The following is a 21,906-nucleotide window of genomic DNA, read 5'->3' as shown; positions in this document are numbered from 1 at the left end:
AAAACTTGAAATTGGTTTCTAAAACAAGCTAAATACTACTCCGAAGAGTCAGAAGCATTGTCCGCCTAAAAAATAATACCAAAAAAGATTGTGTCAAAAAGTCTGCAGACCTTTGACACAACCCAAAATTATTTATGAAAAAGATTAATATCATGTTCTTCTTTTAATCTTTTATATACTTCTGTTTGCTTTTCTTTAGTGCTCCAAATATCATATGAACGATCAATCAGATCTTCTTTCAATCGGTCAAAATCACTTTCTGCCTTTTCGAATGAAAATTTTTTATTGTTTAGATTAACAAACATTAATCCAATAGCCAAGATGAACACTAATATAATAGGATCGGCAATTAATTGAGAAACATAGTAGGTATCCATCCATCTAACGTACAAATATACTACCGATAATCCTAAAATACCAAGAAGATAGACCCCGGCTCGTACAAGTTTTTTTTGTGCCTTCGTTTCTTTTTCCTTAGCTTTTATTATCGCATTAACAAGATATACTTCCATTGATTGATTTTTATTTAATGAATCCAACATAAACTCTCTCCTTTCTATCTAAGCATATGAAGAAGGAGAGAAATATAGCATCATTGATTCAACTATTATCACGAATCAAATTAAAGCCTTTGAATCCATATAGGGTATGTAACCATTGCAGCTACTAAAAATAAAAATAAAATCAACAAGATTCGAACTAAAGGAAATCTTATCATTTTTTTCTTTTTTTTCTTTTGCACGCGTGATTTCCGTTTATCTTTGCGACGATGTGCTTCACTTCTTGGCGGAAATTCCTGAACGTCCAAAGTTGCGGATGTATCGTCTTCATGCGATTGATTTTCCAACTCTTTTTCACTTGTATGATTCTTCACAACTAAAATCACCTCTTTAATCCATTCCTCTACATCTATCATAAGAGTATCATTATACGCTTCATTCCGGAATAAGCATTTTTCATTTATGTGCTATTTTATTTTCGAGTATCTGATCATTAATCCAAGTATAAAATCAATTGTAAAATGTGCAACAATAACTGTTAATAGATTGTCTGTAAAATAATATAAAAAACCCAGTGAAATGCTTAGTAATACAGTAAAAGAAAATAAAAATAGATTAGACAAATAGCGTATATGAATAATTGCAAATAAAAATGATGCAATCCATAAACCAAAGTTTGTTTGTAGAACCCCGCGAAATAAAAATTCCTCGCTAAAAGCAATGACAACTGTAAGTACTAAAATATGCAAGGGAGACCTTTTTAAGAATATCCGTGAATTAATTCCACCATCATCAAACCAAGAACTAGGCAAAATTTTATATAAAATTAATTCTAAAAAAACAACTGACAAACCAATAACAAAACCCATTAAGATGTGTTCTATTTGGAAATGAATGTTATCCAAAGGGCTAAACCATCTCCCTGTTAGCCATTTACTAATGACAATGCCAATCACTAATATTGTCAATTGAGTTAAATACAGATTTTGTAACAGCTCTTTATCTGTGAGTGTCTTTATGAGTTCACTCTGTTTATTTCCCATAAAGACCTCCAGCGTTTGTGATCAACATGTTCTCTAACTCTTTCGACCAATCACTTTCCTTGTGAATCGACCTTTCTGATCTCACGTTGTAATTAATACTATCTATTTCCTTTAAATACGTTTCTGTCAGTTGACATTGAGAACAGCAGAATTCTGGTAAAACCAAGATTTCTTCTTCAAAATAATGGGACACATACCTACGCAAGCACGTCCGAGATAAAACAAAAGATTTTATTCTCTCTAATTGTAGAATTTTCTCTTTTTTTCTTGTTTGAAACTTAACACGTAATTTCTTAATAACATGCTGTTGTTGTTCATTTAGTTGCAAGTTTCCTTCCTCAATCAAATTTTCCTGATCGAGGTAATAATGCAACATTCTGTAGCTGTTATCGTCTAATTGATAAAAGTTGCGTAACTCCTCTAAAGAATAATGAGAAAAATCACTTTCATCGGATAAGTGATTGAGTAAATCATCATCAGGAAATTCGTTCTCAATAAAAGAAAGAGGTAATAGATGATCTTCAGGCTGATAAATTAGTAAAGCGGTACTTTGTGATTGGTCTCTACCTGCTCTTCCTATCTCTTGCACATATTGCTCTATAGATGAAGGTAAGTGTAAGTGTATAACCGTTCTCACATTAGACTTATTAATCCCCATTCCAAAAGCATTCGTACAGCAGATAATATCTAGCTCATCATGAATAAACTGATGTTGAATAAGCAATCGATCTTCTTTTGTCAGCCCTCCGTGATAAAAGGAACTTTCGAAATTTGTTTCTCTTTTCAAAAGCCCAGCAATCCTTTCCGTCTCCTGCCTTGTACCCGTATAAATAATAGCCGGTGTTTCAACTTGATTTATTCTAGCAATTAGCAGCGCGTGTTTTTCTTGAACGCTTGCTACTTCTTCGATTCCAATATAAATATTTTCTCGATTAACTGGATAACGTATAACTACTTCGTTTTCCATTTTGAGTTGCCCCCGGATATCCTTTTCCACGAGTGGTGTTGCCGTAGCAGTCAACGCCAGGCAAGATGGATTTCCTAGTGAACTTCGAAGGCTGTTCAAGCGTAAATAATCTGTGCGGAATTCATGTCCCCAGTGTGAGATACAATGAGCTTCATCAATAACAAATAAAGTTATTTTTTGTCTTACGAGAGCTCGTTTCACAAACGGAAGGGATGCCATTTCAGGGGAGAGGAATAATAAATCTAGGTTGCCCAATCCCATCATAAGATCTTGTTTTTCTTGTTGATTAAGCAAACTACTCAAATGAGCTACTCTTTTATTCCCACTAGCCTTCATCTGGGTGACCTGATCCTCCATTAATGAAACTAAGGGAGAAATAACGAGCGTCAAACCTCCGAGAATTAACGACGGTAAATGATAACACAGCGTTTTTCCTCTTCCTGTTGGAAGGATAGCTAAAACATCCTGCTGATTCATTACAGCTTCGATAATTTCTCGTTGACCTTCCCGGAAGGTATCAAAACCAAATAAATTTTTTAATGTAGCATCTAAATTGCTCAAGTTCTTACAACCCCTTTCAGTTTTTGCGATAATGCTACTCGAATCTGAAAGTAGGAAAATCTATCCCCAAGATTGTCTTTTATTGGTTTCAGTCTGGTTGTTTGTAACAAATCAGCCGTTTGTTGAATGAGCAGTTTCGCTTCCTCCGTTATAAAAACGTTTGTGTTAAAGCCAGGGTCATGAATGGATAATTCAACAATATGATCTTCTATCGTACTTATCTTTAATCCTCTAGCATTGGCAATCCTCTGCAGATCCAACCCTTTATCTAAATGCTCTTTTGTTTTTCTTGCAGTATCTGTAACCAGCTGTTCCTTCATCTCCAACGGCAACAATATGGGAAGGATAGAATATTCTTCTGGAGTTTGACTAACCTTAGTAATAATCTGATGTACAATAGCCCAAAATATAATTTCGGTATAGTGCGGATCCTGCTGAAAAGGCATCGACAATTGGGAATAAGTACGACCGGTTCGTTGGCTGGATGTCAATTTTTTCACAAATAAATTTGCTTTTTGATCTGAAGATAAATGTAGTATTTGTTTTAAATCTTTTACCAAAGCTTGTCCTATATCAACAATTGATCCATTGGTTTTCAATAATTGTTTTACTTGTTGCTGGGATTGCTTCTTTACCGACACGGGAAGGAATCGATAATTATTATCCTTTAAATGAGATACGGTTTGAACAAGTAAAGATAAGTCTTCCCAGAATGAAGCAGCCACATGATTCCATTCGTATTTCAAACCGTTAAATTCCGTTGGGAAATGATAAACCGCGGATAGCTCTTTTAATTTAAGGCATCCTTCAGCAGTTAATGAAACTGTGTTAAGAGAACACTCTTCAAGCATATTTTTATTTTTCATTTGGTGGCTCAAGTTTTTGAGTTCTTGGAATGAATATCTTTTAAGGGAAGCTGTAATATCTTCACATTGAAACAAGGAAATATCTTGAATAGTCTGTGCTGATCTCTTTCCCTTTAATAGATGTATTACACCATTTAATGTTTTTTCTCCTTGCATCCGATACACGGCTAATAAAAGAATATACTGTAGAAAATTTATTTTAATGTCCTCCTTTCGGTACTAATTTTTATTAAATGTTGTTTTTAGACGAAGTGATAGTTCAGTTTTATTGCACATCCGATCCAAAAAAAGCCTATCATTTAAGTGTTAGAGCTTATTTTTAACTATTGAAATGTCATGTCATTACCTTTACAATGAAAAGATAAGAATAATTTTCACCCTAGAGAGTTGTTCTTGAAATGTAACCCTTTATAAAATGATCCAAGCATTATATAGGGATTCGATATTATATATTTATGGGAGGTATTTCCTTATGGCAAAGTTTACTATTGTAGACAAAGACACTTGCATAGCATGTGGTGCATGTGGCGCGGCTGCTCCAGATATCTATGATTATGATGATGATGGAATTGCATTTGTTATTCTAGATGATAATGAAGGAACTAAAGAGGTTCCAGAAGAACTTCATGAAGATATGGAAGACGCACTTGACGGCTGTCCAACAGACTCCATTAAAATTGCTGACGAATCATTTGATGGAGATGCTTTGAAGTTTGAATAAGTTTTTAAAAACCACCGTTATATTTCCGGTGGTTTTTTAATCCACATTTATACTACTGAGATCCTCTGTTTGTCTTTGTTTCAAAGGTCACGCTTCGGTCTCATCAAGCTAATATTTGTTGATACTTACTTGGAGCGTCCCTGCACAACAAACTCACAGATTTTTCTTCAAAATGATTTTAAAACGCTATTTAATAAAGAGTTCCTTTTCAACACCCGTAATATGACTCATCATTAGGTTGAAAGCTTTCTCAGCATTTTTGTTTTTAATTGCTTCATAAATCGCTTGATGTTCTATGTGGAGTAGCTTCATTTTTTGTCGATTAGAGTACAAAAATACTTGTCTGGCTTCCTTCATCGATTCTTGTACTGTACTTGATATCGTCTCCATCAGCCTTTCTAGCATTGGATTATTCGTCGCTCTCACTATGGCCATATGAAAATCAATATCCCCTTTCTCACCTAATTCCCCATTTCCGTAGGACAGACCCATATTGTTTAATATAGATGACATTCTCCCGAGATCCTCATCTGTCCGATTCAAAGCAGCGATAGATGCTGCACCAGTCTCATTTAGTTTTCTCACTTCAAATAGTTGACGAAGATCTTCTTTGACCATAATCGTTGGTATTAGTTTCTTTGAAATGTCATAATTATTTTTTTTGACAAAAGTCCCTTCTCCTTGGTGAATTTCAATTAATCCCATCGCATTTAAAGCACTTAAAGCCTCTCTTATAGCTGATCTACCAACATCGAACTCTGCCGCTAGTTTTTCCACAGAAGATAGCCGATGACCCGGTTCATACTCACCACTTATTATCATCTCGGTTAATTGTTCCGCCACCAGCTCATATATCTTTTTAGATTTCACTTGTTTTATCAAATTTAGCGCCTCATTTCACGTTTCTTAGGAATAGTCGATAAAGCGATTAATTACTTAAATTGTAGCGTTTTTTTAGCAAATATACAATCTCACTTTTTCATAGAAATCCAAAATGAAGGACAATATTATAACTCCTTAAGAGTTACTTCTCTTATTTATTTAATTATCATGGATATAACTGGATGACGCAAAGATACATGCAAGCTTTTCAAATTACTTCAGTAAAGACTACAGAATTCAATACAGTATGTCTAATTATAAATTTTAAAAATTGAATTAGCTCTCTTTTCGTGGTACAGTAGTCAAAGTATAAAATAATAGAACTGAGAATTAGAAAGGTTGATGACAGCAATGAAAAGATTTACTAGAAAAACTTTTTTGGCTATTCCTTTAGCTGGGGTACTTCTCCTTGCAGCATGTGGTGGCAATGAAACCGAAAATAATACAACAAATAACGGGGCAAATAACAATGAAACCGCTACAGAAGAAAATGAGGCAACTAACACAGAAGAAGTACCTGCAGAAGATAATGAGGCCGCTGTAGATCCAGAAACAGAGGCTGCAATGCCTGAACCTGACTTAGAAGGTATTCCTGATGTAGTTGCAGAAGTCAATGGTGAAGAGATAGCAAAAGAAGAATTCGTAACGACTTACGAAGGACAGTTCCAGCAAATTGCAATGCAGTCACAGATGTCAGGTCAAGAACTTGACCAGGATCAGCTAAAGACTCAGGTTGCAGAAAGTATGATTGGTACAGAACTACTTATACAGGAAGCTGAAAATGCTGGCTTTGAAGCTTCACAAGAAGAAATTGACGAAACACTTGAGGAGTTAGCAACTCAATTTCAATTAGAATCAAAAGAAGAATTCATGACTCTTATGCAAGAACAAGGCATGGAAGAAGAAGAAATAATGACTCAACTTGAAATGCAAGTAAAAGTTGATCAACTTATTGCTAGCGAGGCTGGTGACATTGAGCCAACAGAAGAAGAGCTACAAGAGTATTATGATCAAATCGTTGCCCAGCAAGAGCAAATGAGTGACGAAAATAGTGAAGAAGTAGAAATACCATCTTTTGATGAAGTAAAACCTGAAATTGAAAAACAACTGAAAAGCCAAAAAGAATCAGAAGTGTATCAAACATTAATCGAAAGACTTCGTGAAGAAGCTGACGTCACGATAAACCTATAATATCTTTATTTCCAGGCACTGAAAAGAGATTTAACTCTTCCAGTGCCTTTTTAATGTATTATCACTGTTTTTCTTAATGATCATTGATTTGCTTCAAATAGAGGTGCTAAATGCTGCTTCTGGTGGAAGCTTTCCGCTGGTAACACAACCCTCGTGAAAACCATATCTCATCCTTACTCAGTATGAAACACGTCTCCCCCACGCTCATACAAAATGTCACTCTTATTAGCTCTTGCATTAACCACTCTTGCAACAGCAAAGAAGTAATCAGACAACCTGTTTAAGTAAGCTACAGCAAGGGAAGAAACTTCACTATCATCATTGATACGGACTGTTAATCTTTCCGCTCTTCTAGTCACTGTTCTACATACGTGTAAATGGGCAGCAGATGGCTCTCCTCCAGGAAGAATAAATTTCTTCAATGCAGGCGCTTCACCCCAATATTCATCAATTTTAGCTTCTAAGTATGTTACCGCATCTTCCTGCAAAGACCACTTTTTTTCAGCAGTTACATTAGCTAAGTCACCACCAAGGTCAAATAACTCATGTTGAATTTTTAACAAGTCATCTTTAACGTCCTGACAATGATCAACTTTTAATGATACAAGAGCCACACCAATAAAACTATTTAATTCATCCACAGTTCCATAAGCCTCTACTCTGTCATTTGTCTTTTTTACGCGCTTTCCAATAAGAGACGTTTCTCCCTTGTCACCTTTTTTCGTGTATATTTTCATTTCTTAGCATCATCCAATCATGTTAGTTTTGTAAACTGATTCCTCCACATTATAACAGTCACAAATCATCTTGTATTAATATTAATTATATTTGTCTTACACGATTAACAACGGTAAGATAATAGTGATAGGAGAGGATATAAATGAGTGTAGAAGAACATAAGAAAGAAGCTCCCAAAAGTGTATCATGTATGATATTAACGGTATCCGATACTAGAACTCTTGTAACAGATAAAAGTGGCACTATTATGAAGGAAATGCTGGTAGAGGCTGGATTTAAAGTAGCTGCTCATAGAATTGTAAAAGATGATTACACTAGCATCCAGGAGCAAATAAGATACGCTGACCTTGATAAAAATATTGAAGCTCTATTAATTAATGGAGGTACAGGCATTACGTTTCGTGATACTACGTATGAAGCTGTATCAAGTATGCTTGATAAAGACCTTCCTGGCTTTGGGGAGATTTTTCGATATCTAAGTTTTGAAAAAGACATTGGCTCTGCGGCTATGCTGAGTAGAGCAATTGCGGGTGTAAGAGGAGAAACAGCTGTTTTCTCTACTCCTGGTTCTTCCGGGGCTGTGAAGCTCGCAATGAAAGAACTTATAATTCCGGAGCTAGCTCATGTTATTCGGGAGATTAATAAGGATAAATAGAATGGCACGTAAGTCTTTTGATAATAAATATGTAATCATAATTTCATTCATCTATTTTTGTATTAGAGGTTAATTCATACTATCATGAATTAACCTTTTTCTGTTACTTGTGGAACAAGATTTTTCTTGTTCATTCTTGCATATCATAAGGTAAAAACACTGAAAATGTCGTTCCTTCATTTAATTTACTATGAACCGATACTTTTCCTCGATGGGCATCTACAAGATTCTTGACAATAGCAAGACCTAAGCCTGTTCCTGCTCTTCCTCTTGTCCTTGCTTTATCTGCTTTATAAAATCGTTCAAACACAAATGGCAAGTCCTCTTCCGGTATTCCAGATCCAGTATCCTCAACATCTACTCTGATCCCATTGTTAACTGGTTCCAGTCGCAGTGTAACCTGACCATCTTCCGGAGTATGACGGATAGCATTATCAATAAGATTTGTAAACACTTGCTCAATACGATCTGAATCAACCTTTAGCAGTCGATCAATCTTATCGATATCGCCAATCATGTGAATACTATTCTCTCTAGCTAATCCTTTGAATTTCCTAAGTATACGATAAGTAAATTCCTCCATGTTAACAGATTCCATATTCAGTTGAGTATGACCCGCTTCCATCCTTGCTAGATCTAATAATTCATTGACTAATCTTTTCATCCGTACTGATTCTTCATATATAATCTGAGCAAGTTCTTTCTTTTCTTCCTCACTTCCTGCAATATCATCAATTATCGCTTCACTATAGCCTTGCAACAGAGCAATAGGTGTCCTGAGCTCATGAGACACATTTGCAACGAAGTCCTTGCGTAATTTATCATGTAGTCTATCTTCCGTCATATCTCTTAGTACGGCAACGGCTCCGCGGACTTTTTCTTGATCATATAATGGAGTCATGATAATATCCCAGCTTCTACCTTGGACATCTACTTCTCCCATCTGCTCGCACTCTTCTTGAACGACCTGTCCAAACAGACGTTGGAGTTTTTTAGGAAGTTGACTTGCTGTCTCATTTTTGTCTCCTTGCTCATAAACCCAAGCTTTTAGAAATTCATCAGCAGGTGGGTTTGTAATCATTACTGTCCCATCTCGATCTATGGTAATAACTCCATCTGCCATTGAGCTTAAAATTCTCGATAACTGCTCTTTCTCCTGATTTAAAGCATGTATATTTGTATTTAAACCTCGTGCCATTCGATTAAAAGCATTTCCTAAAAGTCCTATTTCATCATTAGTTAAAACAGGTACTTTTGTATTAAAATTCCCCTTTGCTACTTCCAGTGAAGCATTTCTCATTTTTCTGAGAGGAGAAGTTATCCGTGTCGTTAAAAAGAAAGCAAATACTGTCGTTAAAACTATCGCAACACCAGCAGACAGAAAAATAATATTCTTTGTTTGATTCAAAGCTTCATTCACTATATCCAAAGGCTGATATAGGAACACAGCTCCTTCTTTCTCATCTGCAAAAGTGACTGGTAATCCCACTATCATCATTTCTTCTTGAACTGCATCCTCCGTATTGACTAAAGAAAAGTTGCCTTGAGTAACGACGGGGTTCCCTAATTCTAAAACCTCTGATAGAGCTTCTTCTTCATAGAAAACCGAGATGGGTAATTCACCTTGACTATCACCGGAAGTATACCAATATTCTTCTTCATCAAGAATAATTAAGCCTTGGGTTTCGTATGTTTGTGAAATCATTGATCCCATCGAGAAAGCTGTCTCATCTACACCTTCTTCCTCAAGAACGTTAACGATTAGCGTAGCATGATTCTTCAATTCATTTTCAGCTTGTTCTGTATGAAAACCTTCAAAAAACTGTAACAGCATAATCGTTAAGATAACTAAAACTACTGAGACTAAAAGTAAAATTGTAAACCAGAGTTTGCCTACTACGCTTCGCCAAAACATCATTACTCCTTCACTGCCTCAAACTTATACCCTACTCCCCATACAGTAGAAATCATATTTGCAGCATCAGGGGAAACCTTACTTAATTTCTCGCGTAATCTTTTTATATGGGTATCAACCGTACGCAAATCTCCGAAAAACTCATAATTCCATACATCCTTCAACAATTGCTCTCTTGAGAACACTTTATCAGGTGCCAGAGCTAAATAAAGCAATAATTCATATTCTTTCGGCGTCAAATTTATATGGTTTCCCGCAGCGGTTACTCTATGTGCATCATTATCAATCGTAAGGTATGAAAACACTAGGACATCTTTCGTTGTCGTTTCCGTTTGTAAGAATTTTGTAGACGATGCTCTTCTAAGTAAGGCTTTTACCCGAAGGACAACTTCCCGCGGACTGAATGGTTTGACTATATAATCATCTGTGCCTGCTTCAAAACCTTGGACGCGATTGGCTTCCTCACCTTTCGCAGTGAGCATAATTATCGGAGTAGCTTTGTGCTTTCTTATTTCCTCGCAAACCTCAATACCATCCATACCTGGCATCATGAGATCCAGTATTATTAAATCATATTCTTCTGCTAAGGCCATCTCTAATGCCTTTTCTCCATTTTCAGCATCATCGACCAAATACTCTTCTCTTTCCAAATACATTTTAAGTAATCTTCGAATACGCTCTTCATCATCCACTACTAATATTCTTGCTTCTTCAGCCATTAGCTAATCCTCCTAAGACTATATAAAACGATTATATAAAAATCGGAAAGCATCGTTCTTTACAGTTTAATTATAAAGTTTTTCATTAAAGAATTGAAAAACTATTCAACACACTAATATTACATTTATTGTAACACGCTCTTTTATAAGAATGTAGGCACATTCACGGAAATAGAACACAGAAGAAAAGCACACTCTCGAAAAAAAAAGTGTGCCAGCATACTACATTGCATAAGAATGAAGCCCCGCGATAACAAGGTTAACAAAAATCAGATTAAATAAAATAATTATAAAACCCAAAACGCAAAGCCAAGCACTTTTCTCTCCTTGCCAACCTCTCGATAGACGTAAATGAAGATATGCTGCATAAAATAAGAATGTAACAAGTGCCCAAACTTCTTTTGGATCCCAACCCCAAAAACGGGTCCAAGCAATTTGAGCCCAAATCATCGCAAAAATCAGGCCTCCAAGAGTAAATACGGGGAAACCAATGGCAATAGCACGATAACTAATTTCATCCACTGCTTGAGGATTAACTTGTTTCACCAGTGGTTGAATAATTCCACCTATCGGCTTTCGGAACAGAAGCCTCAAAATCAGATAAAAAACAAGCCCTCCTAGAAATGACCAAATAACGACATTTAAATCCCCGCTTGCTATAATTGCAGGTGCATTAAATAAAGGATTCATCCCGCCGGAAATTAATTCTCCTTCGTTTGGTCCTACTAACGGTGGCATCGTATAATCTATCTGTGCTTCTTCGCCAAGTTCGTTCGTGTATTCAAACGTGGCTTCATAATCTGCTAGGTTAAAACCAACATTTAATAATATATAGGCAATCCCGGCAATGATTGAAAAAAGGATAAACTCGACGCCCAGAACTTTCTTTGTTGCTTTTGTAAAATCAATAACCCGAATTAAATAGATTAGTCCACCAACAAATCCGATTGCTAAAATACCTTGACCAATAACCGTGGTAATAACATGAATCGTTAACCAATGTGATTGAAGTGCAGGTATAAGTGGCTGTGCTTCCGTCGGAAACATGGAAGCATACGCTATAATCAGCATCACTATAGGCATCGTAAAAATTCCCAGATAATTATTTTTATACATCGGATAAATAATTACAAATGCTAACGAGATTGCTATGCCTAATGCAGTTGTATATTCAAACATATTACTTACAGGGGCATGTCCAACTGCAATCCATCTGACGATAAAATAACTCACTGCAGCTATTAAGGCAATAACAGCACTAATATATCCCCATAAACCGGCTTTATTTTTTTCCTCTCCCTCACGGGTTTTAAATTTCTTTCCAGTTATGGAAACTGCGAAAAGAACTGTTGATGCTAAAAAGAGAAAAAAAGCAACATACATTAAATTACTGCTCATTTCAAACATTGTTTTGATTCACTCCTTCATTTTCCTTCTCTTTCGCTGCTTCGTCTAATTGATCAACTGGTGAAGGGATTTGAGTGTTGGCTGAAATGAGACTGAAGTCTTTTTTCAGAGCATGCCAATTTTTATTAGCATGACCAGCTAATAAAAGTGTTCCTTCACGATTCTGAATCCAAATACGACGATGGTGCCAATAAGATCCTTGTATTAATCCAATCATAAATATGATCGCTCCAACTGAAATAACCGGTAATGTTCGATCCTTTCTAATTGTCAGACCAGTAACATCAACCATTTCTACCCCAGCCAAACGAATTGTGTGGTCATGGTCACCGTTTAAGGATTCATTTACCTGAATTCCAATAAGACTGATTTCTCCCTCAGCATTTTCATCCTCTCGGTCTACATCAGGAGGAAATACCTCAAAGATTATTCTAGGATTATCCGGAATTCGGTTTATCGTTGTTGGCTCACGATTGTCATCAATAAGAAAATTAGGAAAATACTCTAAAATTTCAATTTCATAACCATTTTCAAATTCATAAAGTTTTTGAGGATCATTAAGGTCCACTTCAAAAATAAAGTCTGAAAAGTCTTCGTCTACTGTCTCGCTTTCCAATGTAAACGAGAAGGTAGAAAGTTCATTAAGTTTATAATCAACTTGATATAATGAAAAACCTTCAAAAGTTAAAGGATCATTAACAATAATCTCGTGGTCTTTGACCTCTTCTAATTCTGTTTCACTGCCCACTGTGCCATTAGATGACCTTTTAAGTAATGTCGCAGAAGTTCGAAAGGATTCAACGACTGATCCTCCTGCTCTTTCCAAAGCCGCCTCAAACATTTCGTTTTCTTCATCATATAAATCGATCGCAAATTCATTATTTCGCACAAAGTAATTTCCACCAGTTCCACTTATTACTTCTTGTTCCCCTTCCCGAACCCATACATGCTCATCTGTGTACATTTCAGGGAAAAACCGAAGCATTCCACCGATTAGAAAGATAATTAAGCCTACATGATTGACATATGGGCCCCATCTAGCAAATCTCCCTTTCTCAGCTAGTAAGTTTCCATTTTCTTTTCTAATCTTATATTTCTTCTCTCGTAATACTTTCTCTGCTTTCTTCATTTCAGCTTCTGGATCATCCAATCCTTCCGCTTCTCCAAAAACTCGTTGCCGTTTGAGAAACCCTTCATGACGAGTTACTCTTTGAGTACTAAGTGCACGATATAAAGGGACTACCCTATCTAAACTGGCGATGACCAGTGAAATACCCAATGATGCAATTAGAAGCATATACCACCATGAACTATATAGATTATGAAAACCTAATTGGTAATATAACAACCCTATAGTACCATACGCTTGTTCATAGTAAATCGCTGGATTTTCGCCTGGTGGAATATACATCTCTTGAGGAAAAACAGTTCCTAAAGAAGAAGTAATTAATAAAGCAAAAATTATCCATATTCCAACCTTAACGGAAGAAAAGAAATTCCATACTCTATCTATCATTGATTTTTTATATGTTTGAGAACGTCTCGCTACACCTTCGTATCGCATGTTAGCGATTTTTCCCTTTTCCTCTTTCAGTGGCTTCCCACAGGACTCACATAAATACGTCCCATAAGGATTAACATGGCCACACTCACATTTGACCTTCTCCATAATGAACCCCCACTAATTGCTCGGTATTAATTCATCCAATGATGCAATTACTTGCTCTTCTGTTTTGGCTCCAACCTCAGCATCTATTACTTGCCCTTCTTCGTTAATAAGGAATGTAGCAGGTAGGCTGTGAACACCATATGCATTACTGACAAGCATGTTACGATCAATATATAATGGATAAGAAAGACCTTGTCTTTGTTTATGACGATCTACTTGTAGTGTCGTTTCATCGACATTAATAGAAACAATTTCTACACCTTTTTCATTGTAGTCTTCATGGTACTCTTCCAAATATTGCATTTTTTCCCGGCAGTAAACACAGTATGTTGCCCAAAAATTAACATAGACACCTTTTCCTTGAAGCTCAGCTAACTCCAGCCGATTCCCGTCCATATCTTCTAATACGAAATTCGGAGCTATGTCACCTTCGCTTACAAGACCACGATCCGCAGAGAAATGATTGTAAAAGGTAAATCCGATAGCCACCATCATTACACCTAAAATGATTGACCGTATTAGCAGTCTTCGTTTTTTCATGATGAACCCCCATTACGTCAATTAATCTTCACTCTAATATTAACACTAGTCGTTTAGTGTTTACAGCAGTTGCATCCATTAGTTGTGAACTTTATGTGACGGCTAAATCTCTAAGTTGTTTTACTTCGTGCGGTTTTAATTCTCTGTGTTCTCCCGCGTTTAAACCACGAAGATGAAGAAATCCGTAATTCTCTCTCTTTAGTTTAATAACTTGGTGACCAATGGCTTCTAGCATGCGTCTAACTTGTCTATTTTTACCTTCGTGAATTGTTATTTCAAGAATCGATGTATTTTTATTGTTATCTGTTTTTTTCACCTTGACTTGCGCTGGTGAAGTTTTGCCATCCTCTAGATTAATTCCACGCTCAAGCTTTTTTAAATCTTCCCTTAAAGGTGCACCTTCTACCTTAGCTATGTACGTTTTTTTGATTTTGTACTTAGGGTGCATGAGCAAGTTTGCAAACTCTCCATCATTTGTTAATAGAAGCAGTCCAGATGTATCGTAATCTAATCTCCCAATTGGAAAGATTCTTTTTTCCGTTGGAATATAAGAAGTAACTACTTTTCGGTCAAATTCATCAGTAACACTGGAAATAACTCCAGAAGGTTTATATAACAAGAAATAGACAGGCTCTTCTTTATTAATAGGAACTCCATTCACTACTACTTCATCTTGTTGTGCATCCACTTTCGTACCAAGCTCTGTAATCTTCTTTCCATTTACCGATACTTTTCCTTCAGTAATTAATTGTTCTGCCTTACGTCTTGATGTAATACCAGCTTGTGCTATAACTTTTTGTAATCGCTCCATTACTTTCACCTCGTATATTTCTAATCGATATTTTTATTCTAGTAGTTAGTTTGTGTCTCAAACGTTAATTTTATCTTTTTTTTAGTGCCGATACAAGCCGATACAATAAATAACCCCTAAAGGCAAACCCTTTAGGGAAAATATCGTAATATATCTCTAAATTCTTTTCAACTTATTAGAAACTATGTCCTGCTACTGCACTGATTACTGATCATTATCATATCACATACTATGATGAACACAAGTATATTTTCCTCTAAGAAAAACGCGTAGCGTCTTTTGTTATAAATTCTTACCTTATTAAGAATAAATTTAGACAATCTTTATAGGTAGGTTTTCTGAAAAAGGTTCTTCCTTCACAAAAACACAAGTCGAACAATAATTATAGAAGCAATAATGCCAATTACATCGGCAGCTAAGCCTACTTTTAATGCATCTCCCATTTTTTTAATTCCAACCGCCCCAAAATAAACAGTGAGTACATAAAATGTTGTGTCCGTACTTCCTTGCATTGTTGAAGCTAAGCGGCCAATAAATGAATCAGGACCATAAGTAGCTATAAGGTCACTCGTCATCCCGAGCGCTCCATTTCCGGAAAGTGGACGAATTAATGCTAAAGGTAGGATCTCAGCAGGAATATAAAACATGGATAACACCGGAGATAGCGTTTCAATAATAAAATCCATAGCTCCTGATTCTCGAAATACTTTAATAGAAACAAGCATACCAACCAAGTAAGGTATAATTCCAAATGACATTTCTACGCCTTCTTTTGCTCCTTCCACAAACATTTCATACGTAGCTACTTTTTTCCAAGTTGCAGTAAGAAGGATTAGTAAAATTATCGAAGGGATAATCCAAATGGAGAAGTTTGTTATCCAGTTCATAACGATTTAACCTCCCTTTTTCAATCGACGAAAGTGAAAATAGCGATCTATGATTATCGCTCCTATCGTCGAGCACGTCGTAGCCAAAATAGTAGTAAACACAATTTCGGTTGGTCCTACGGAGTTATATTCTATTCTTAATGCAATAACAGTCGTAGGTATCAGGGTAATACTAGCTGTATTTATAGCAAGTAATGTAATCATAGATCTGCTTGCTTCCTCTTTATTTCCATTTAACACTTTCAGTTCTTTCATCGCTTTAATGCCCATCGGAGTCGCTGCGTTACCTAGACCAAATAAATTTGCACTCATGTTTGATATAATATATCCCAATGCTGGGTGTCCCTTTGGTATGTCTGGAAAAAGTATTTTAACGAAAGGAGACATTATTTTACTTACCCCATTGATGATGCCAGCCTTTTCCGCAATTCTCATCATTCCAAGCCAAAAAGTTAACACACTGATTAAGCCTATACAAATGGCAACGGCTTCTTTTGCTCCTGAAAATATTGCCTCATTAACTAAGTCCATATTTCCTTGTATGGCAGCAAATACAAATCCTATAAGGAATAGACTCACCCAAATAATGTTAACCACCTGTAAAAACTCCATTCATCGGAATCCATCTCTGTATCCATTTCTCATAAAATGTAGAAACCTTCTCTTCATTTTTATATGCTAATGGAACAATTCCAATTGTTTCTCCAGACAAGTCTATTTGAACCGTTCCTATTGGATATGGATGTCCATTCTCTTCCCATTCAGCTGAATTTGACGGGGATAATAGCATCAGCTTTGTTTTTATTTGATTGTGTTCATCTTCTTCCAAAGGAAATTCAAACGAAAATTCAGCTTCAAGATGATTTTTAAAGTACGGATCGTCTATGTCCTTTACCATTCCTTTTTTAACCAGTGTCTTTATTTGAAAGTTTGCAAACCCCCAATCAAATAAATTCATATGGTCATGCCAATCACTTGGGGCATCGATCGTCACTGCAATGAGTTCCAATCCGTCTTTTTCTGCCGAGGAAACGAGTGTCCTGTTGGCTCGTTTTGTATATCCCGTTTTACCTCCTATTGCATAGGGATACAGCTGAGTTAGTAGACGGTTTTTGTTGTTAAACACGCGAATATGGTCTTTATCTGAATCAGAGCGATAACTTTTTGTGGATGTCACTTCTTTGTATGTTTCATTTTCCATGGCATATTGAGTTAATAAGGCCATGTCTAATGCGGAAGAATAGTGTTCTTCGTGGTCATCTAGACCATGGGGATTTGCGAATATCGTTTGTTCCATACCGATCTCACTTGCTTTTTCATTCATCATATAAACGAATCCTTCTAAGCTTCCCCCAACATGTTCTGCTATAGCAACTGCTGCATCATTTCCTGATCGAAGCATTAATCCATAAATGAGATCTCTGAGGGGAATTTCCTCACCTTCTGTTAGATATATCGAAGAACCCTCTGTACTGAACGCTCGCGAAGACACAGTTACTTTTTCATCTAGATTCCCAGACTCAATTGCCAAAATTGCTGTCATTATTTTCGTAATACTTGCAATTCTCATCGGAGAACGAGCATCCTTCTCATATAAAATTCTACCACTCTCCTGTTCTATTAAGATTGCTCCTTTTGCCGATACATTCTGATTGTATTCTGCACTGATCGAGCGACTCTCGAAAAATAGAACTGAAAAAAGAGTAAGCAATACGATAACCATTCGGGTAACTTTCATTATTTTTCCTCCGATCTAACAGGTAATTCTATTGCATGTCCTATTAGCCAATTTTATGCATGACGATCGGAAGTATGTCTTTAAAATAAGATAATAAAAAATTGTGTTTCTTGTCAGTGGTGACTATTTTTAATGAGGAAAATAAAATAAGAGGAAATGACGAGGGTGAAGGGACCTTCATAAATAAATAAATAATATGATCGGTCCTTCATTCGTTATTTTGTCATCCTTTAGGTTTAAAAATTAATGCTGCTAGGAAGCTGAATATAATTGCGGATGATATACCTGCACTGGTTACTTGAAATATCCCAGTTATAATACCAATCATTCCACTTGCTTCGGCTTCCTGCAAGGCACCATGTACAAGTGAATTCCCAAAACTCGTTATGGGGACTGTTGCACCTGCACCTGCAAAATCAATCAGTGGCTCGTATAAACCTAATCCATCCAGTATCGCTCCTGAAACAACCAGTGCACTTAATGTGTGACCCGGGGTAAGTTTTCCAACATCTAAGAGAAGTTGTCCGATGACACAAATTAATCCACCTACAATAAATGCATTTAGAAAAATCATTTAGTTTCCTCCTTTCTGTTTTTCTAATGATACCGCATGGGCAATGCAAGGAATTGATTCATGTTGCTGGTATGTTATTGGTGACAGTAGCGCACCAGTAGCCACTACAAGAACTCGATTTAATTCCCCACTATTTATTCGGTTCACTATGTTTCCGAACGTTACCGCTGCCGAACATCCAGCGCCACTTGCTCCGGATTGAACTGGTTGCTCTTTTTTATAAAGCATTAATCCAGCATCTTGAAACAGTTCCTCTTTAATTGCAATATTTTCATTTTCAAATAACTCGAGTGAAATTGCTCTTCCAATTTTCCCTAAATCACCCGTTAATATTAGGTCATAATAGTCAGGTTCTAATTTTAAATCCTCTAAATGAGCTTTAATCGTATCCACCGCAGCAGGTGCCATTGCCCCGCCCATATTAAATGGGTCTTTTAGACCTTCATCAACGACATGACCGATGGTTGCTGAAGTAATAATTGGACCCACCCCAGAAGAACAAACTACACCTGCACCTGCTGCAGTTGCGGTCCACTGCGATGTTGGTGGTTTTTGCGCACCATACTCCGTAGGATATCTAAAAGTTTTTTCCACTGCAGCATTATGGCTTGACGAAGCAGCTAAAATATAATCCGCACCTTTAGCATTTATAATGAAAGCAGAAAGTGCTAATGCCTCCATTGAGGTTGCACATGCACCGAACAGACCAAAGAAAGGAATAGCTAAGGATCGACTTGCAAAACTTGTTGAAGTAATTTGATTAAGTAAATCTCCAGCGAACATAAACTGAATATCTTCCTTTGTTACATTTGCTTTTTTTATCGCTTCCTTACATGCATCTTCAAGTAATACTTTTTGTGCTTGTTCAAAGCTGTTTTCCCCACACATTAAATCATCATAGAAAGCGTCAAAATGATTGACTAACTCTCCTTTCTTTTCGAAAGGACCACCGATAACACCAGTACCAATAATTACTGGATTAGACTCAAATGTCCACGTTCTTTTTCCTTCAAGCATTTGTAACCCTCCTCTCAAAATAATAAGGTTTTAATAATCGCTATGATAAACGCAGAAAAGACACCAAATACTATGACTGACCCAGCGAGTTTAAACATATTTGCCGCAACTCCAAGTACAAAACCTTCTGTTCGGTGTTCTATAGCTGCAGACGCCATCGCGTTAGCAAACCCTGTTACCGGTACGGCCGTTCCAGCTCCGGCAAACTGTCCGAATTTATCATATATACCTAAGCCAGTAAACAGGCACGCTAGAAAGATCAGGGTTGCCACTGTTGGATCACCAGCAGTTTTGTCTGTGAAATCGAAAAAATAAATATATCCGTTTGAAATAAGTTGGCCAAGTGTACATACTAATCCACCTATGATAAAAGCTTTTAGACAATTAATCCCCACTGGACGCTTTATTTCATGCTTACTTGCTATTTTTTGATATGCTTTTTGTGAGGGCGTTGGTTTCTTTGATTTTTCCATAACTGTAAACCACCTAGCCTTTCAAATCTTCTTTTACTTTTTTAATTTTCTGCTCTAATTCTTTTTTAGTTAATTTATTATTTTCCAAAGCCTGCTCAATCTCTGTTAATTCCATCTCTACTTTTGAATCTGTTGATACCTCAAATTCCCCATTTGGAATCGATTTTTCAAGTTTTTCTTTTGCTTCTTTACGTATGTCTTTTAAAAAGAAACGATCGAATCCATTTACTGTTAAAGCAACATATACACTTTTATCCAGTGCGACTGAAGTTGCATCATCCACTTCCTCCATGTCTAATACTGTTCTTTCCGCTTCCTTGGCTAAGTGCTGAGGAATTTCCACTCCTGAACCTGCCACACCATATCCCTGTGCTTTTACCGGATCATCTTCAGCCTGACATCCCACTACACCTATCAGACAGAATACCGAAAGAAGAATCATACATATCCTCATACTCTGTTTGCACTCCTTTTATTTTTCATATTATTATTATCATAGTGGGGAAGTTTTTTTATGTAAGAAATAATTAACAATTATACGGAAACAATTATAATCGAAGGAGAGTCCTCTTATGGTTTGGATTGGAATCTATGTTTTACTTGTAGTTGTTTTTTTTCTGCAAGGATTCATTTTTTATCAGCTGCGTTTACAAAGTAAAAAGGTAAAGGAATTGTTTAACAAGTTTGATTATGTGCCTGAAGTTAAAACAAAGTCTTCATTAACAATGGATTTTGAGGAAGAAATACGAAGAACTACGGAACTTCAGTGGTTAAGAATTCGAAACGCCGTTCAAAAACAATCTCACGATATTCATAAAAAAGAGATGGAACTTGCACCAAAACAGTTTCTTTACAGTCAGGAGACACTCTCCACTGTTTTTAATGATCAACAGATGGATGCTATTCTTTCTTTCACAAACACCTACCAACAGTATTTGACTCGCTTTTGGTATACAAAGAACGGAAACTTAAAATCTGTTTTTACAGGATCAACTAATGACCCGCACTCTGAAGTAGGACAATTAGTGCGCTCGTCACATGAACTATGCCACCTAATGGATAAATGGTTCCGTCTCTTTCACCAAAACTAAAATATAATTTTACAAATTGAGAACCCTAACTCATGTATTTCATTTACATAGGAGGGTTTTCTATTGAATACTAATTTTTTTGCATTAACAATAGAGCTCCTGGTAGGGTTCCTAGCTCTACTCGTTTTGACAAAAGTGTTAGGGAAAACTCAAATTGCTCAGCTTACACCTTTTGATTTTATATCTGCATTAATACTTGGTGAATTAGTTGGTAATGCAATTTATGATAAGGATATTGGTTTGCATTATGTTCTATATGCGGTTTTTGTTTGGGGAGCTTTAATTATGTTGGTGGAAACGATCACTCAAAAATATAAAAATTCCAGAGGATTGCTGGAGGGTAAACCTACGATTGTGATTAGACGCGGTGTCATTGATCGGGCCAAACTTCAGACAACAAAACTCGATTTGGATCAATTACAGCATTTATTACGTGACAAAAGCGTTTTCTCCATCCAAGAAGTCGAATATGCTATTCTCGAAGCTAACGGTACAATTAACGTTTTAAAAAAGAGTACGTATCAATCGGTAAGCAAAAGTGATATTAATATAGCTCCAACTGATGTGATGCTACCTATAACCATTGTTTCCGATGGAGGATGGATTGATGAGAATCTTCAGCAAACCCCTTTACTAAAGGAGTCTTTACAAAATCTCTTCAGTGAGCTAGGGATTGAGATCAATCATGTATTAATTGCTGAGTGGTCAGAGGGAGAGCCTCTCTATGTTCACCTCGATCATGCGCCATTTATAAAATATTTAGATGTTAGTTCTTTAATATAAGAAAAACGCTGAGCGTCTTTTATTAAATACAGCGTCAGCTTCCACCGCCCCGAGTAGCACCTACATACTAAGTGTAGGTGCTATACTCGAAAGGATGGTGGATTTCCCTTTATACGTGCGGTGTGAAGGGAGCTGCCAATTTTATGGATTCTTATTTC

The 21,906-nt window shown here is 36.4% G+C and carries 25 protein-coding genes; 5 read left to right on the top strand and 20 right to left on the bottom strand.

Going from position 1 to position 21,906, the window contains the following annotated elements; translation table 11 throughout:
- Window positions 1-128 precede the first annotated feature (128 nt).
- The 5 genes from CEF18_RS03540 to CEF18_RS03520 form a co-directional block, all read right to left on the bottom strand.
- Window positions 129-542, bottom strand: a complete 414-nt coding sequence (locus CEF18_RS03540) for a DUF2663 family protein (RefSeq protein ID WP_110935216.1) — start codon at window positions 540-542, stop codon at window positions 129-131.
- Between the two features lie 80 nt (window positions 543-622).
- Window positions 623-874, bottom strand: coding sequence for a hypothetical protein (locus tag CEF18_RS03535; protein ID WP_190238674.1), 252 nt, complete (start codon window positions 872-874; stop codon window positions 623-625).
- Window positions 875-967: 93 nt separating this feature from the next.
- Entirely contained in the window at window positions 968-1,543 is a 576-nt protein-coding gene (locus CEF18_RS03530; RefSeq protein ID WP_110935214.1) for a CPBP family intramembrane glutamic endopeptidase, read from the bottom strand.
- The gene (locus tag CEF18_RS03525) at window positions 1,533-3,071 is read right to left on the bottom strand and encodes a RecQ family ATP-dependent DNA helicase (protein WP_183041039.1); all 1,539 of its coding nucleotides are present in this window, start codon (window positions 3,069-3,071) and stop codon (window positions 1,533-1,535) included. Before CEF18_RS03525 ends, CEF18_RS03530 begins: the two co-directional genes overlap by 11 nt.
- The gene (locus tag CEF18_RS03520) at window positions 3,068-3,937 is read right to left on the bottom strand and encodes a helix-turn-helix domain-containing protein (protein WP_183041040.1); all 870 of its coding nucleotides are present in this window, start codon (window positions 3,935-3,937) and stop codon (window positions 3,068-3,070) included. Before CEF18_RS03520 ends, CEF18_RS03525 begins: the two co-directional genes overlap by 4 nt.
- 472 nt (window positions 3,938-4,409) lie before the next feature.
- On the opposite strand from CEF18_RS03520, the gene CEF18_RS03515 reads away from it, so the two are divergent.
- Window positions 4,410-4,658: a ferredoxin gene (locus CEF18_RS03515; protein WP_110935211.1), complete on the top strand. Its 249-nt coding sequence runs from the start codon at window positions 4,410-4,412 to the stop codon at window positions 4,656-4,658.
- A gap of 186 nt (window positions 4,659-4,844) precedes the next feature.
- Here CEF18_RS03515 and CEF18_RS03510 read toward each other — a convergent pair whose 3' ends face one another.
- On the bottom strand, window positions 4,845-5,540 hold the full coding sequence (locus tag CEF18_RS03510) for a FadR/GntR family transcriptional regulator (RefSeq protein WP_110935210.1): 696 nt from the start codon (window positions 5,538-5,540) through the stop codon (window positions 4,845-4,847).
- A 351-nt stretch (window positions 5,541-5,891) separates the two neighbouring features.
- Between CEF18_RS03510 and CEF18_RS03505 the strand changes: the two genes are divergently transcribed.
- On the top strand, window positions 5,892-6,731 hold the full coding sequence (locus CEF18_RS03505) for a SurA N-terminal domain-containing protein (protein ID WP_110935209.1): 840 nt from the start codon (window positions 5,892-5,894) through the stop codon (window positions 6,729-6,731).
- A 173-nt stretch (window positions 6,732-6,904) separates the two neighbouring features.
- Here the strand turns inward: CEF18_RS03505 and CEF18_RS03500 are convergent, their stop codons facing one another.
- Window positions 6,905-7,468, bottom strand: a complete 564-nt coding sequence (locus CEF18_RS03500) for a cob(I)yrinic acid a,c-diamide adenosyltransferase (RefSeq protein WP_110935208.1) — start codon at window positions 7,466-7,468, stop codon at window positions 6,905-6,907.
- 143 nt (window positions 7,469-7,611) lie between these two features.
- Between CEF18_RS03500 and CEF18_RS03495 the strand changes: the two genes are divergently transcribed.
- Window positions 7,612-8,124, top strand: coding sequence for a MogA/MoaB family molybdenum cofactor biosynthesis protein (locus CEF18_RS03495; protein WP_110935207.1), 513 nt, complete (start codon window positions 7,612-7,614; stop codon window positions 8,122-8,124).
- A 130-nt stretch (window positions 8,125-8,254) separates the two neighbouring features.
- Here the strand turns inward: CEF18_RS03495 and CEF18_RS03490 are convergent, their stop codons facing one another.
- The 13 genes from CEF18_RS03490 to CEF18_RS03430 form a co-directional block, all read right to left on the bottom strand.
- A complete protein-coding gene (locus tag CEF18_RS03490) occupies window positions 8,255-10,042 on the bottom strand; it encodes an ATP-binding protein (RefSeq protein ID WP_110935206.1) in 1,788 nt (595 codons plus the stop codon).
- Window positions 10,042-10,758, bottom strand: coding sequence for a response regulator transcription factor (locus CEF18_RS03485; RefSeq protein ID WP_110935205.1), 717 nt, complete (start codon window positions 10,756-10,758; stop codon window positions 10,042-10,044). The genes CEF18_RS03490 and CEF18_RS03485 overlap by 1 nt, the downstream gene beginning before the upstream one ends.
- Window positions 10,759-10,980: 222 nt before the next feature.
- The gene (ccsB, locus tag CEF18_RS03480; RefSeq protein ID WP_110935204.1) at window positions 10,981-12,165 is read right to left on the bottom strand and encodes a c-type cytochrome biogenesis protein CcsB; all 1,185 of its coding nucleotides are present in this window, start codon (window positions 12,163-12,165) and stop codon (window positions 10,981-10,983) included.
- Entirely contained in the window at window positions 12,158-13,834 is a 1,677-nt protein-coding gene (resB, locus tag CEF18_RS03475; protein ID WP_110935203.1) for a cytochrome c biogenesis protein ResB, read from the bottom strand. Before resB ends, ccsB begins: the two co-directional genes overlap by 8 nt.
- A gap of 12 nt (window positions 13,835-13,846) precedes the next feature.
- The gene (gene resA, locus CEF18_RS03470; protein ID WP_110935202.1) at window positions 13,847-14,374 is read right to left on the bottom strand and encodes a thiol-disulfide oxidoreductase ResA; all 528 of its coding nucleotides are present in this window, start codon (window positions 14,372-14,374) and stop codon (window positions 13,847-13,849) included.
- A 91-nt stretch (window positions 14,375-14,465) separates the two neighbouring features.
- Window positions 14,466-15,185 (bottom strand): pseudouridine synthase, encoded by a 720-nt coding sequence (locus tag CEF18_RS03465; RefSeq protein ID WP_110935201.1) that lies wholly within the window; start codon window positions 15,183-15,185, stop codon window positions 14,466-14,468.
- Window positions 15,186-15,541: 356 nt separating this feature from the next.
- The gene (locus CEF18_RS03460; protein ID WP_110935200.1) at window positions 15,542-16,072 is read right to left on the bottom strand and encodes a spore maturation protein; all 531 of its coding nucleotides are present in this window, start codon (window positions 16,070-16,072) and stop codon (window positions 15,542-15,544) included.
- A 6-nt stretch (window positions 16,073-16,078) separates the two neighbouring features.
- Window positions 16,079-16,669 (bottom strand): nucleoside recognition domain-containing protein, encoded by a 591-nt coding sequence (locus CEF18_RS03455; RefSeq protein WP_110935199.1) that lies wholly within the window; start codon window positions 16,667-16,669, stop codon window positions 16,079-16,081.
- Window positions 16,662-17,810, bottom strand: a complete 1,149-nt coding sequence (locus CEF18_RS03450; protein ID WP_110935198.1) for a D-alanyl-D-alanine carboxypeptidase family protein — start codon at window positions 17,808-17,810, stop codon at window positions 16,662-16,664. Before CEF18_RS03450 ends, CEF18_RS03455 begins: the two co-directional genes overlap by 8 nt.
- Window positions 17,811-18,033: 223 nt before the next feature.
- On the bottom strand, window positions 18,034-18,384 hold the full coding sequence (gene spoVAE, locus CEF18_RS03445) for a stage V sporulation protein AE (RefSeq protein ID WP_110935197.1): 351 nt from the start codon (window positions 18,382-18,384) through the stop codon (window positions 18,034-18,036).
- Window positions 18,385-19,401 carry a stage V sporulation protein AD gene (spoVAD, locus tag CEF18_RS03440; RefSeq protein WP_110935196.1) on the bottom strand — a complete coding sequence of 339 codons (1,017 nt, stop codon included), beginning with the start codon at window positions 19,399-19,401 and terminating at the stop codon, window positions 18,385-18,387. It abuts the gene before it with no gap.
- A gap of 14 nt (window positions 19,402-19,415) precedes the next feature.
- A complete protein-coding gene (gene spoVAC, locus CEF18_RS03435; RefSeq protein ID WP_110935195.1) occupies window positions 19,416-19,874 on the bottom strand; it encodes a stage V sporulation protein AC in 459 nt (152 codons plus the stop codon).
- A gap of 13 nt (window positions 19,875-19,887) precedes the next feature.
- The gene (locus CEF18_RS03430; protein ID WP_110935194.1) at window positions 19,888-20,328 is read right to left on the bottom strand and encodes a YhcN/YlaJ family sporulation lipoprotein; all 441 of its coding nucleotides are present in this window, start codon (window positions 20,326-20,328) and stop codon (window positions 19,888-19,890) included.
- 118 nt (window positions 20,329-20,446) lie between these two features.
- On the opposite strand from CEF18_RS03430, the gene CEF18_RS03425 reads away from it, so the two are divergent.
- Entirely contained in the window at window positions 20,447-20,965 is a 519-nt protein-coding gene (locus tag CEF18_RS03425; RefSeq protein ID WP_110935193.1) for a hypothetical protein, read from the top strand.
- Between the two features lie 63 nt (window positions 20,966-21,028).
- Window positions 21,029-21,748 (top strand): DUF421 domain-containing protein, encoded by a 720-nt coding sequence (locus CEF18_RS03420; protein ID WP_110935192.1) that lies wholly within the window; start codon window positions 21,029-21,031, stop codon window positions 21,746-21,748.
- The last annotated feature ends 158 nt before the right edge of the window (window positions 21,749-21,906 follow it).

Source organism: Salipaludibacillus neizhouensis (genome assembly GCF_002886185.1).
GTDB classification, from domain to species: domain Bacteria; phylum Bacillota; class Bacilli; order Bacillales; family Salisediminibacteriaceae; genus Salipaludibacillus; species Salipaludibacillus neizhouensis.
The sequence above is the reverse complement of the archived record's forward strand: the minus strand, read 5'-3'. Positions and strand labels throughout refer to the sequence as shown.